11 protein-coding genes are annotated in these 12,906 nt (G+C 56.7%); all 11 read right to left on the bottom strand.

Annotated features, from left to right (window positions below):
- Positions 1 to 2: 2 nt before the first annotated feature.
- The 11 genes from C8273_RS06345 to cmk all read right to left on the bottom strand — a co-directional run bounded on the left by C8273_RS06345 (position 3) and on the right by cmk (position 12,899).
- Entirely contained in the window at positions 3 to 833 is an 831-nt protein-coding gene (locus C8273_RS06345) for an undecaprenyl-diphosphate phosphatase (protein WP_106626935.1), read from the bottom strand.
- A 144-nt stretch (positions 834 to 977) separates the two neighbouring features.
- A complete protein-coding gene (gene gdhA, locus C8273_RS06350) occupies positions 978 to 2,327 on the bottom strand; it encodes an NADP-specific glutamate dehydrogenase (protein ID WP_106626936.1) in 1,350 nt (449 codons plus the stop codon).
- Positions 2,328 to 2,498: 171 nt separating this feature from the next.
- Positions 2,499 to 2,978, bottom strand: coding sequence for a 23S rRNA (pseudouridine(1915)-N(3))-methyltransferase RlmH (gene rlmH, locus C8273_RS06355; protein ID WP_106626937.1), 480 nt, complete (start codon positions 2,976 to 2,978; stop codon positions 2,499 to 2,501).
- Positions 2,975 to 4,078 carry a S1C family serine protease gene (locus C8273_RS06360; RefSeq protein WP_106626938.1) on the bottom strand — a complete coding sequence of 368 codons (1,104 nt, stop codon included), beginning with the start codon at positions 4,076 to 4,078 and terminating at the stop codon, positions 2,975 to 2,977. Before C8273_RS06360 ends, rlmH begins: the two co-directional genes overlap by 4 nt.
- A gap of 16 nt (positions 4,079 to 4,094) precedes the next feature.
- Positions 4,095 to 4,850 carry an MBL fold metallo-hydrolase gene (locus C8273_RS06365; RefSeq protein ID WP_106626939.1) on the bottom strand — a complete coding sequence of 252 codons (756 nt, stop codon included), beginning with the start codon at positions 4,848 to 4,850 and terminating at the stop codon, positions 4,095 to 4,097.
- 259 nt (positions 4,851 to 5,109) lie between these two features.
- Positions 5,110 to 6,339 (bottom strand): Wadjet anti-phage system protein JetD domain-containing protein, encoded by a 1,230-nt coding sequence (locus tag C8273_RS06375; RefSeq protein ID WP_106626941.1) that lies wholly within the window; start codon positions 6,337 to 6,339, stop codon positions 5,110 to 5,112.
- A complete protein-coding gene (locus C8273_RS06380) occupies positions 6,272 to 9,628 on the bottom strand; it encodes an ATP-binding protein (RefSeq protein ID WP_106626942.1) in 3,357 nt (1,118 codons plus the stop codon). The genes C8273_RS06375 and C8273_RS06380 overlap by 68 nt, the downstream gene beginning before the upstream one ends.
- Complete coding sequence (locus C8273_RS06385) at positions 9,597 to 10,196, bottom strand: DUF4194 domain-containing protein (protein WP_106626943.1); 600 nt, start codon at positions 10,194 to 10,196, stop codon at positions 9,597 to 9,599. The genes C8273_RS06380 and C8273_RS06385 overlap by 32 nt, the downstream gene beginning before the upstream one ends.
- On the bottom strand, positions 10,193 to 11,617 hold the full coding sequence (locus C8273_RS06390; RefSeq protein ID WP_106626944.1) for a Wadjet anti-phage system protein JetA family protein: 1,425 nt from the start codon (positions 11,615 to 11,617) through the stop codon (positions 10,193 to 10,195). Before C8273_RS06390 ends, C8273_RS06385 begins: the two co-directional genes overlap by 4 nt.
- A gap of 15 nt (positions 11,618 to 11,632) precedes the next feature.
- Positions 11,633 to 12,235, bottom strand: coding sequence for a lysophospholipid acyltransferase family protein (locus tag C8273_RS06395; RefSeq protein ID WP_106626945.1), 603 nt, complete (start codon positions 12,233 to 12,235; stop codon positions 11,633 to 11,635).
- A 10-nt stretch (positions 12,236 to 12,245) separates the two neighbouring features.
- Positions 12,246 to 12,899, bottom strand: a complete 654-nt coding sequence (gene cmk, locus C8273_RS06400; RefSeq protein ID WP_106626946.1) for a (d)CMP kinase — start codon at positions 12,897 to 12,899, stop codon at positions 12,246 to 12,248.
- Positions 12,900 to 12,906: the final 7 nt, after the last annotated feature.

Raw genomic sequence — 12,906 nt, forward strand, 5'->3', positions numbered from 1 at the left:
GATTACTCCTTCGTCGGGTCGCCGACGAGGAAGAGATAGGCGAGCACAACGATGCCGAGGGCGATGCGGTACCAGCCAAATGCTGTGAAATCGTTGCGCTTGATGTAGCGCAGGAGGAACTGGATCGAGAGGATGGACACGACGAATGCCGTCACCATGCCGACCGCGAGGATCATGACTTCCGTCCCCGTATAGTTCCAACCGAATTTTACAAGCTTCAGGAAAGATGCGCCAAACATAACGGGAATCGCAAGGAAGAAGGTGAACTCCGTTGCAACGTAACGGCTTGCACCGAAGATAATGCCGCCGAGGATCGTTGCACCCGAACGGCTCGTCCCTGGCACGAGCGACAGCACTTGGAACATGCCGATGATGAATGCCGTGCGGTAGTCCAGTTTCGCAAGGTTCTCCACACGCGGCGTACGGCGCTTGTTCCAGCGTTCCACCACGATAAAGAGTACACCGTAGAGAATCAGCATTGCAGCGACGACGGGCGCATTCATAAAATGCTCTTCCATATATTTATTAAAGGCGAGACCGATCACAGCGGCGGGCAGACAGGCAACGATGACCTTGCCCCAGAGATCGAGAGTCTCACGACGCTCCGCCTCAGACTTGCTCTTTAAGAACGGATTGAGTTTGGCAGCGTTCAGCACAACGACGGCGAGAATCGCTCCAAGCTGGATCACGACCAGGAACATATCCATGAACGCCGTCGATACATCGAGCCGGATGAACTCATCGACGAGAATCATGTGCCCCGTACTCGATACGGGCAGCCACTCCGTCAGTCCCTCCACAATGCCCAGAATGACAACCTTCACCAGTTCCATCAATGAAATATCCACAGTAAGTATACTCCTCCTCTGTCAAGGCTCCCTAAAATCCCGCCTATTATAGCACAGTTCCCGCGTTTCTGCACGGATCCTCAACGAAAAAAGGCTGCCGAAGCAGCCCTTGTTCAAATAATAATTCGCTTACACCAGACCGTGTGCGAGCATCACATCCGCAACCTTCGCAAATGCGGTGATGTTCGCGCCCGCAACGAGATCGTCGGGATCGGCATACAGTTCCGCATTCTTCTTCGCATCGCGGTAGATATGGCTCATGATCTTGCGGAGACGCTTGTCCACCTTCTCAAACGTCCACTGACGACGCTCGGAGTTCTGCGACATCTCAAGCGCAGAGGTCGCGACACCGCCCGCATTCGCCGCCTTTGCCGGTGCAAAGAGAACCTTGTGACTCTGGAAATATGCAATCGCATCGAGGGTCGACGGCATATTTGCGCCCTCGCCGACCGCCTGCACACCGTTCGCAACGAGCAGCTTTGCCGACTCCAGGTCAATCTCTCCCTGCGTTGCGCACGGGAGCGCGATATCGCACTTGACCGACCAGACACCCTTGCAGCCTTCGTGATACTCTGCATTCGGGTGCGTCGCCACATACTCCTTGATGCGCGCGCGGCGAACTTCCTTGATGTCCTTGACTGCCGCGAGATCAATGCCGTTCGGATCGTAGATGTAGCCATTCGAGTCGGAGCAGGTCACGACCTTTGCGCCAAACTCCTGTGCCTTCTCGATGGCATAGATTGCAACGTTGCCCGCGCCGGAGACAACAATCGTCTTACCCGCGAGATCAATGCCCTTCGCCTCAAGCATATCCTGTACGAAGTAGAGAAGTCCGTAGCCCGTTGCCTCCGTACGTGCAAGGCTGCCCCAGTAGTCCGTGCGCTTGCCCGTCAGGACACCCGCATCATAGGAGTCACGGATGCGCTTGTACTGACCAAAGAGATAGCCGATCTCGCGGCCGCCAACGCCGATATCGCCCGCCGGAACATCCACGTTCGGACCGATGTGGCGATAGAGCTCCGTCATAAAGCTCTGGCAGAAATTCATGACTTCGTTGTCGCTCCGACCATGCGGGTCGAAGTCCGAGCCGCCCTTGCCGCCGCCGATCGGCAGACCCGTCAAGGCGTTCTTGTAGACCTGCTCGAACGCGAGGAACTTCAAAATGTCGAGCGTGACGCTCGGATGGAAGCGGAGACCGCCTTTGTAGGGACCAAGCGTGTTGGACATCTGCACACGGAATCCGCGGTTGACCTGAATCTCGCCCTTATCATCAACCCACGGTACGCGGAACGTGATGATGCGGTCTGCCTCGACCATACGCTCAAGGATCTTGTGCTTCTTATACTCAGGATGTTTCTCCAACAGAGGAACGACCGAGGTCAGAACCTCAGAGACCGTATTCTTAAAATGCGTTTGATCGGGATCGCGCTTCGATACCAGATCGAGAATATCATCTACATACTGTTTCATGTCAGACATTATAATTCCTCCCTCTTGCTTACCCGATGACTGTTCCAACGAACGTGACTGAGTATAGCACAAGGCACAAAGCTTTGTATAGAGATTACGGGCATGAATACAATATGCACTTGAAATACAAAAAAGGGCTGTTGCACGAAGCTAGAAAACTTCGTGCAACAGCCCCTTGTTCTACAGGTGATATGGCTCTCCCCGACTGATCTTGAAAGCCCGATAGATTTGCTCCATCAGAAAGAGTCGGATCAGCTGATGCGGGAGTGTGAAGTGCGAGAAGGAGAGCCGAAGCCCAGCAGCACGCCGCACCTCATCCGACAGCCCGAAGGGACCGCCGATGAGAAAGGCAATGTGGCTCTGCCCCGCGAGTGCAAGCCCGTCCAGCTTTGCCGCAAGCTCCTCCGAGGAATACGCGGCACCGCTGACATCCAAGACGATGAGATACGCATCCTGCGGCACGCGGGCGCAAAGGCGCTCTCCTTCACGGCGCAGGATCTCTGCCTTCTCTGCTGCGGATGAATGATCCTTCATGCGCTCCTCGGCAATCTCGATTGTGCGCAGATCGGCATAGGGACGCAGTCGTTTCTCATACTCCGCAATCCCGTCACGCAGATATCTTTCCTTCAGCTTTCCCGCACAGACAATGGTGATCTTCACCGATCCTCCTGCGGCATTTCTTCGAGCGTAACCTCCGTCTTGCGCTTTGTATCGTTGCGGTCGTATGTCACCGTCACCTTGTCGCCGACCTTGTATGAGGCGATCTTCGCGCGCAGTTCTGCCACACTGTTGACCTCCTCACCGTCGATCTCGAGGATGATATCGCCGCGCTGGAAGCCCGCCTTGCCGCAGGGTCCATCGAGCGTCAGGCGGAAGATGTAAACGCCCTTGTCGATGTTGAGCTGATAGCCGTAGCGCGCTGCTGTCATCGGGTCGAACACGGAGACGCCGAGGTACGGACGCGCCACATAGCCCTTTTCGATCAGCTCATTCACAATGGTCTGCACCGTATTGATCGGGATGGAAAAGCCCATACCCTCGACAGCGGCTGCCGCCACCTTCGCACTGTTGATGCCGATGACCTCGCCGTCGGCATTTACGAGCGCCCCGCCCGAGTTGCCGGGGCTGATTGCTGCATCGGTCTGCAGCAGCTTCACGCGCTTGTCGCTGACATCAAGCGTGCGGTTCAACGCACTGATAACACCGACGGTGACGCTGCCCTGAAACTCGAGTCCGAGCGGGTTGCCGATGGCGATAGCAGGTTCACCGACCACAACGGAATCCGAGTTGCCAAAGACCGCCGTTGGCAGGTTCGTTTCATCCACCTTCACAACGGCGAGATCGGTGAACTCATCCTGTCCGATGAGCTTACCCTTGAGGCTGCGCCCGTCGGAGAGCGAGACAATGATCTCCTTCGCTCCGTCGACCACATGGTTATTCGTCACAATGTAGCCGTCGCTGCGGAAGATCACGCCGGAGCCGACGCCCTCCGTCTCGACCGGATTGTTGAACCAGTCGCGTGCGACTGCCTTGTTCGTGATGCCGACAACAGCAGGTCCCACCGCCTTTGCCGCACGGACGACGGGCGTATTGCGCGCCTCCGAAAGACCCGAAACATCGACTGCCTGTGCCGGCTTCATTCCACCAACCGAGTTGTCCGCAGCCGTTCCCATCGAGCAGCCGCCGAAGATGACAAAGGAAGCCAGAACAGCCGCAGCGGTCAGGGCAAGCCCCTTGCGCTTTTGGGATCGGATGTTCATAAAAACATCTCCTTCTTTACACAATAATTTCTGCCCCGCCCTCTGGAAGGCAGGACTCTATATCCATCACCACACCGCGTGAGGCGAGAATGTCCTGCACCGTATCACAGGCGAGCGCGGGGCGATTGTTCTCCTCTGAGAGGTGGGCAAGATAGACCTTGCGTGGGTGCTTCTTCATGCGCGTGAGTGCCCATGCCGCATCTGCGTTCGCAAGGTGTCCGCGATGCGAGAGAATGCGACGCTTGAGCGGCCAAGGATAGCTGCCCTGCCGCAGGAGATCCGCATCGTGATTCGCCTCAAGAACGAGGACATCCGCCCCCTCCATTGCCTCCTGCACCGTATCGGTGACAACGCCGAGGTCTGTCGCAAGTGTGCAGCAGCGCGAACCTTCAATGCGGAAGCCGCACGGCTCCGCCGCATCGTGCGAGATGGAAAACGGACGCACGGTCACACCTCCGATCATAAACGCATCTGTGATCCCACGCATATCGTCCTCGAACGCTGCACCGCCGTCAATGCCCGCGAGCGTGCCCCGTGTTGCAAGAATCGGCAGATGATACCGCTTCGCGAGTGTTTTCAGCCCGCGCACATGGTCGACATGCTCATGCGTGATGAGTACGGCATCCAGCTCCTGCGGCTCGATACCGCACGCCCGCAGCCCCTTCGTAATGCGCGCCGCACTAATGCCCGCATCGATGAGAAGCCGCGTGCCGTCCAGCTCCACATAGACCGAATTTCCCTTGCTTCCGCTCGCCAGTATGGATACTTGCAACGAACACCCCCCTCTCTTGGGAATCGCTGATAAAATGAAGTCCGTCAGATTGGCGTAGATTTTTTCGTCCGATTGAGGCAGCAAACCGGACGCATAGCCAAAGCTATGTGGAGGATTTGCTAACGAAAAGCGGACAAAAAAGATGCGCTAAGATGGCGTGGCTGAATTTATCAGTGCTTCCCATGCTCTCATCATATTCCGCTTGTCTGTAAATTTCCTGCATATTTTCTATGTGGAAGATTATGGAATCGGTAATCTCTTATATTTCCAGCAGCATAACTTCCTGCTCCAACCACTTTCCCTCGTGCAGCAGTGTGCGAATGAGCTCATGCCATGCGGAAAACTCTGTGCGTTCGAGCAGCGTCATGAGCCGTTTCCGCTGCATATCGGTGAGCGTATGGGCAAACGAAAGGTACGCATAAAAATCCTCCGCCCCCATGCGATATGGGATGAGCGCAGGAAAGAAATGCGCACGCAGATATTCAAAGATACGGATTCCGCCGTAGTCGAGATCTCCCCAGTGCCGCATCTCCACGGATGTATGCAGCGCGGCGATTTTTTGGAGGAATGTCTGCACCGTTCGATTGGGAAAGCCCGCCGTATAGATGAGCAGTTGATCCGCTCCGCCGTCCCGCGCCAAGACCTCCGCATTAGTCAGATTCTCAACCGTCAGGACGGAGCGCGGCAGGGCATCGATCTCCATCGAAGCAATCGTATCATACGTCAATCCGATCCCCCCCGGAAAATCGGCGAGGGAATATGCGCTGCCATGGAGGGAAAACGCCATTTTTCCCGCAATCCACAGTTTTCCCTGATGAACGGAAATGCCCGCCATATCCAGATACTCTGCGTCCGACTCGCACGGTTCCTCGGCAAAACGGCGCAGAAGGCGGAGCAGCGGCGCCTCCACAAACTGTTCAAAATACTTGCTGTCGCCAAAGATGTGCTGACTGAATACGCGCTTCGGTATGGAGTTTTCCGCCGCCGACGGCAGCGCAAGGATCGCACGGATCAAATTCTCCCGAACATCCGTCTCCTTGGGCAGAAAAGCGGGGAGCTTGTTCCGTGCGAGAAGTTCTCCCGCCTCGCTGCAGAGTGCCCGCACCCATGTCAGCGGGCACGCATCCAAAACCGAAAGCGACGCACGGTACTCCTCCACGCGCACAAGCGGCATCGTGCGCCCCATACGCGCATAGAGCTGCGGTGCATCTGCGGCAAGCAGGATGCGCTCGATATGTCCCGTGCCATGCCGCTCCCATACAATATGAATCAGTCCCTGCTGCGCAAGTTCCTGCGCTGCAGCATGGATCACCTCACGCTGATCCAGATCCATCTCATCCGTATAGGCGGCGGCAAGCTTGGACTTCAGCAGACGAAACTGCGGGCGTCGCCCCGCCCCGCCGACAGCGGCTAAGCTGTGCTCATATTTTTCCAGCAGGATCGTCAGAATTTCCTGCTCGTAGTGTTTCCTGCGCTCCGCTGGGTACATCCTTCATTCCCTTCTCCCATGTCGCCACATTCCCAAGCTCATCCGTAAAGCAGTGATTCCCCGCATTGGTGACAATGATGGATTGATCCATCAGCGGCGCAATCGCCGCCAACTTCTCGTCGGGAACTGCAACGACAAGCTGCATCCCCATGCGCTGGATGAGTCTGATGCAGGACTTGATGCGCTCCTCGTCCATCTTGTTGAATGCCTCATCAAAAACGGTAAGCCGTATCGTCTTGTCATTGTAAATCTGCTGAAACGCAGTGAGTATTGCAATGTAAAACGGCGTCTGTGTTTCTCCACCCGAGGTCTGCTTTAGGACGCGCGAATACATATAGCTCTGTCCCGCCGTATCGGTGATGCGGATATCGTAGTCCAGATAGCGCCGGTAATCCGAAAACTCTTCCTGCTCCTCGGGCGTACCTTTGACCAGCTTGTCAAACAGCTCCATCGCCTGCTCGTTTGCCGCCGTATCCGTCTCTGCAAAGAGTCCGCCCGCCGTTTCCCAATCCGCCGCCATCACCGCATCGTAAAACGGCTTATACTTTGCACTGGGCGTGATGATAAAGCTGTATTTGTCCTTGTGGAACTGAAACTGATCCAAGGAATGATTCAACTCACGGAATTCATAGCGTGCGTTTTCGATCGCCTCGCGCATACTGAAGATGAAATGCGCCTTGAACTCCATCTCCGACTGTGCAAGCGCCTCCCTTGCCTTCTCCTCGAAGGAAGGAATATCTGTAGCAGCAAGCCGCTCAAGAATCTGTTCATAATAGGCATGATCGGCGTCGTAAACATGCCCCGTATCCCCATGCTCGATGCCATAGTGTTCACGTGCGATCAGGAGCTGCTGCCACATATTGTCCCGCCGCGTCTCATTGCCCCGCTTGCTGATCTCGTAGTTCTGCAGACGCTCCTCTATGCCGCGCGCATCGTGCGCCTCCTGCAAAAGTGCATCAAGGCGTGTTTTTGCCCCTTCCGCAAGTTCCGGATAGGTCTCCTGCCATGCCCGAACCGCTTCCGCAGCTTCCTCTGCCGCACGCTCCATGAGCGGCAGCGCACGTTCCGCCTGATCCAATGCAGCCTCCGCATGTGCCTGTTCCTTCGTCGTTGCCCTGCAGGCACGGGCCGCCTCGTCGGCGCGCCGTCCTGCCTCCTCGTAGGCCTGTTTCAGGCGGTCGATCTCACTGAGATCCATCGCCGCAAGCTCATCCGCAATCCGCTTTAGCTCTTCCGCACAGGCTTCGATGTCGGACAAGACGGACAGTTTCTCCGCAAGATCTGCATATCGGTGCAGAGGTTCATTGAGAATTCCTGCAATCTCCTGCATCCGCTGCGCTTCCTCCACGAGCGCAGAGAGACGCTGCCGTACCTCCTCCAATTCCCTCTGACGGATCGTGAGCTGACGTTCAATCGCGCCGGCACCGATGTACGGAATCTCGTAGAAACGGCGCGGAATCTGACGCGCAACGAGACCTTTATAGGACATGCAGGACTTTGTCGCAGCACTCTTGTACGACAGCATCTCCTGTTCGTCGGCCGCCTGCATGACTGTCCCAAGCAGGTGGTTGATGCGCGCCTGTACGAGCGGATTTTTCGCCTGTAGAAGTGAGGCGAGTGAGCCGCTTTCCTGTGCGTCCAGATACTTTTTCTCCGCCTCTGTATTGACAAGCCCCACTCCGTCGAAATGGCGCTCTCTCTTCTCCGTTTCATAGATATGCAGTGCCTCACGAAAGACATCCTGCTCCACAAGGAGATCAAACCGCTGCGTATTGAGATAGCCTTCGATTGTATCGCGCCACTCCTCGTCCAGAATCTCAAGTTCCTCACACAGAACATGCACCTTGGAACGTCCCGCAAGTCGTTCCTGAAGGAGCGCCCTCAGCCGCGTCATCTCGGGGCGGTACTTGCGCTGCCGCCGTTTCAGTCCCTCGATCTCCACCTGCAGTTCCTCCTGCCGACGGGCAGCTGCTGTCTGTTCCTGTTCCAGGAGAAGTGCGCCGCGCTGCAGCACAGCGCCAATCTCTGCAAGCGACATCCCCCCCGCACGCATCCGTTCCTGCAGTACGCCAAGTTTCTCCGTCGAAACAGAGTCCCCCGCCGCATACGTAAGAGTACCCGCAAGTTCCCGCAAGACCTCCTCCATGCCGACGGGCAGGGCAAAGAACTCTCCTGCGCGATATGCACTGAGAGCCGCAAGTCCTTCGCTTTCTTGCAGCAGCGCTTTCTGCATGCGTTGACGGGAGGCGACGAGGGCACGCTCTTTCTCCGCACACTCCCGCTGTGCCTCAAGCAGGGTGTCACGTCTGCGCTTTCCCTCATGTCCCTGCCATGCGGCATACGCCTCCTGCCGTTCCAGATTCCTGCGCTCGGACAAACGCTCCTGCTCACGCAGCCGGATACGCAGTTCATCCAGTCGCTCGCGGCATTTCTGCTGCTGCCGCCGCCCCGTTTCCAGCTTCTCCTCATCGCGCATGCAGCGGAAGGAAAGCAGCACAAACTCCTGCTCACACACCGTATCCCGCCATTTGCAGTAAGCGATATAGTTATCCTGCAGAGTTTCCAGCTGCGTTTTCTGCGCGCGCATCCCCTGCAGATCGCGTTCAAATTTCTGGTAGGAATAGAACACCTCGCGCAGTACATCCAGTTTCAAATCACGGGGCAGCAGGATGTATTCGTAAATGAAATCGCGCACATGATCTATGGGGCGAAAGGCAAGGGCACGCGAAAATGCGGGCAGAAAGCGCGCGGAAAGCTGCCCCAGTCGGTTCATGAGACGCTTTTGCCACTGCTTCTTGCCCGTTTCAAAGACGCTGCCGGCGTGTGCATATCTCCGCCGAAACGCCTCGCGCGTATAGAGTGCCCCGTCTGCACTCCGAAATTCGACCTCTGCAAGGGTGCGCCGATCCAGCAGGAAAAACTCCTCCTGCAGCTCATCGTCACGAAAGACATCGACGACATAGCCCGCAAGGAATGAAATCTTCTTCACATCATCGTAGAATTCCAGAACAATATAGGAGGTGAATTCATTCGCACGCAGATACTGTACGTCCTCCGCCTTGATCTTGCCGCGCAGATAGTGCAGCAGTGTACGTCGCGCCTCCTGTGTCGCCGAGGCATTGAAGCGTGTCTGCGTCTGACTGCCGATAAAGATGTACTGCAGCGCATCGAGCAGGGTGGACTTGCCCGCCCCGCTGTGCCCGGACAGCATGGTGGCAGAACCAAAGGAGATTTCGTCCTCATCAAAATAATGCCAGTTAATGACCTTCATTTTCCGCAGTTTCTTCATCGCTCTCCTCCTTCCTCTGACGATAGAGTTCAAGTCTGTTATGCAGATCCGATACTTTCTCCCCATCTACAGCAAGGGCAAGCGTATGAAAGAGGCAGATCCGCGCTTCCTCGGAGAGATCCCGATCCAGCACATCCGCCAGACGGTACTGCCTGGCAAGCTGCGTCAGTCGCTGAATCGCCGTTTTCTTCAGATCGGGCAGGTGAAAAGCCAGATACTTGGCGCGGATCTCGGCGAGTGTCGTCATCGGGAACGAGCTCAGATTCAGCCCCGTGCGTTTTTCCTCGTAGATCAGACGAAGTACGAGCAGCCAGATACTTTCCTCCAACGTCAAGGAGCGCCTGTGTGCCATTCCTGTGGAAAGCAGCCAAACGATCTCGTAGCGCTCATCCACGCGGAACTCCCAGCCGACCACCTGAAAGTATTCCGCAAGTTCTTCGCGATAGCGCCGCGCCGCAATGTAAAGAGCTGCATCGTGCTCGCGCGTCAGAAAATTGCACGCCAAAAGAGACTGTATCACGTTCCGAATACGCACACGCTCCTGCTCGCTCAAGGCCTCCAGCTTCATTTTCTCTTCTCCCTGCGTCTGATGCTGCGATTGCTGTAGCGCAGCGTGTCCTGCTCCTCGATTTCCTTATGCTTGCCCAGTCGGTACTTCGCCGGATCATCATAGCCGTAGAGATAGGCATAGAGGAGACGCACGAGATCGGGGTTTTCCTCCTCCAGCAGATGCGTCAGCAGCTCGCTGATCTCCATGCTGTCACGCTGTCCCAGCACATCCAGAATCCACGCCTCGATCTTTTGCCGCGAGATGCCGCGTGCAAGGCGCAGCACGCTCTCCTCCCGGATCCGCGCGCGAACGCTCTCATCAACGCTGCGCACAGGGGTTCCTGTATCGGGTTCCAGCGTGCGCTGTTTTTTACGCGGGATGTAGCGCGACGAGGGCAGGAGCATATTCGTCTGCTGCAGACGAAAGAGCTTCTCCAGCGCTGGGATCTCCTCCCTCCTGTCCCGTGCCTCTGCGACAGCGAGCAGAATGCCCGCGATCATGCTCTCCACGCGTGCGCTCCCCGCCTGCTGCAGGTACAGTGCACGCTCATAGGAAGCCCGTACATACTGGTTGTGACGACGGTCGATCTGTGCAAACATCTCATCGAGTCCCCGATAGATCTCCTCAATCGACTGCAGCGATGCGTTCATGCGGTACTCCGCCGCCTCCATCGAGTCGGCAAGCTGACGGCGCACGGCATCCTCGCAGAGTGCGCGCCGACGCTCCTTGTTCTGCCGGATCTCCTGCACCTCCTGCAGAATGCGGATACGGTAGCGCGAGACGTGATCCGACGTCTTGAGACGGTGATAGCTGCGATCCACAATGTCCGCACGATATTCGATGAAATGGTGCGAGAGAACCTCCTGCAGACTCGTCTGTGCGGCAACCTGCTCCATCTTGCTCTTGATATTGTTCAGGAGGATACGGAGTTCCTCGACAAACTCTTCCGCCAGACGCTCCGCCTCAAGTACTGCCATGCTCGGCTGTGCCTTTGCCGCCTCGCCCGACAGTACCTGATAGGTGGTAAAGGCAAAGCGTTGGTACTCGACCGCACGCCCCTCACAGAGATTCGCAAAAAGCCCCCACAAGCGGCTGCTGTAGTGTGGGAGCAAGATAAATATTTTGAAGTTCTCGCGCTGCTCATAGTCCAGCCAGCCGAACTCCTTCATGCGTCGGATCATGTGATTGGCTTTGGCGCGCGACTCCTCTGCGGCTGACGTCTCCTGGCTCGTAAAGCCCTCATCCTCGTATGCAACGCCGGCATCCGCCCAGCTCTCGATCAGTTCCTGAAAGCGGTCGCGCAGGATCTCCTGCTCAATGCCGAACTGGGCAAGGCGGTACTGTTCGTAGAGGCAAAGACCCGCCTCTGCATAGATGCGCCGACATTTTCCCGCCAAGAGTCCAAAAAAACGCTCTGGCAGAACATCAAACAGTTCCATGCCCCGTCTCACTTTCTATTTTTGTGCAAGCGCATCCTTCATCCGTGCGATATGCCCCATGACCTCCTCTGAGAAGGCATCCAAAGACTCCTTGCTCTTGCGGTCACCGTGAAACACAATCGGTGTTCCGTACATAATGCGCAGCTGCGGAATGAGTCCACCGTTCGCAAAGATGCGGTGCGTGTTCAGGATGGCGACAGGAACAATCGGCGCACCCGTCATGGCAGCGATCAGGGCGACACCCGCCTCCGCCTTCTGCAGCTCGCCTGTCCTGCTGCGCGTTCCCTCCGGGAACAGCCCCAGAACACGCCCCTCCTTGAGCACCGTGACCGCCGCCTTTATGGCACCGCGGTCAGATGCGCCGCGCTTCACGGGAAAGGCGTGACAACGGCGGATGGCCGCACCGAAGATTGGATTCTCGAACAGCTCGATCTTTGCCATATAGCTGACGGGACGCTCAATGAGGCTTGCCATAAGCGGCGGGTCGATATTGCTCGCATGGTTTGCGGCAAGGATCACAGCCCCCTCGGCAGGGATGTTCTCGCGTCCGTAGACGCGCGTGCGAAAGATGATGTAGAAAAAAATCCGAAATACGATCTGTAAAAATCCGTACAGCATAACCGTCCGCCTATTCCGAGAGTTCCATAATACGCGCGACCACCTCATCGATGGAAAGAGCTGTCGAGTCAAGCAGCACGGCATCCTCCGCCTGACGCAGAGGAGAGATCGCGCGCTCGCTGTCCTGCTTGTCACGATCAGCGATCTCTTTTTTCAGTTCCTCAAAATCGACGGCATAGCCCTTTTCCTTCATCTCGTCGCAGCGACGACGCGCGCGCTCCTCGACCGATGCCGTAAGAAAAATCTTCACGTCGGCATTCGGCAGCACATTCGTCCCGATGTCGCGCCCGTCCATTACGACAGCGCCGTCCGCCGCCATCACGCGCTGCAGCTCCACCATCTTTTCACGCACGGGACCAAGTGCCGCAACGTGTGAGACGATATGCGTTACCTCGGGCGTGCGAATCTCCTGTGTCACATCCGTGCCGTCGACCGTGACGCGCGTGCCATTCTCCGTGCAGGCAAGACGCACGTCGATATCACGGACGGCGTGCAGAATAGCCTCATCCGTCACCTCCTGCGACTGCTGCAGGGTTTTCCACGCAACGCCGCGATACATCGCCCCCGTATCAATGTAGGTATAGCCCAGCTTCTCCGCCACAATCTTGGCAACGGTACTCTTGCCCGCACCCGCAGGGCCATCAATCGCTATCACACGCTTCATATCACAA

It is taken from the genome of Candidatus Centipeda massiliensis (genome assembly GCF_900290285.1).
In the GTDB taxonomy this organism is placed as follows: domain Bacteria; phylum Bacillota; class Negativicutes; order Selenomonadales; family Selenomonadaceae; genus Centipeda; species Centipeda massiliensis.

Coding starts and splice junctions, on each gene's coding strand:
- C8273_RS06345 (WP_106626935.1), bottom strand. CDS start 833: ATGGAACTGGTGAAGGTTGTCATTCTGGGCATTGTGGAGGGACTGACG.
- gdhA (WP_106626936.1), bottom strand. CDS start 2,327: ATGTCTGACATGAAACAGTATGTAGATGATATTCTCGATCTGGTATCG.
- C8273_RS06360 (WP_106626938.1), bottom strand. CDS start 4,078: ATGAACATCCGATCCCAAAAGCGCAAGGGGCTTGCCCTGACCGCTGCG.
- C8273_RS06375 (WP_106626941.1), bottom strand. CDS start 6,339: ATGTACCCAGCGGAGCGCAGGAAACACTACGAGCAGGAAATTCTGACG.
- C8273_RS06380 (WP_106626942.1), bottom strand. CDS start 9,628: ATGAAGAAACTGCGGAAAATGAAGGTCATTAACTGGCATTATTTTGAT.
- C8273_RS06385 (WP_106626943.1), bottom strand. CDS start 10,196: ATGAAGCTGGAGGCCTTGAGCGAGCAGGAGCGTGTGCGTATTCGGAAC.
- C8273_RS06390 (WP_106626944.1), bottom strand. CDS start 11,617: ATGGAACTGTTTGATGTTCTGCCAGAGCGTTTTTTTGGACTCTTGGCG.
- C8273_RS06395 (WP_106626945.1), bottom strand. CDS start 12,235: ATGCTGTACGGATTTTTACAGATCGTATTTCGGATTTTTTTCTACATC.
- cmk (WP_106626946.1), bottom strand. CDS start 12,899: ATGAAGCGTGTGATAGCGATTGATGGCCCTGCGGGTGCGGGCAAGAGT.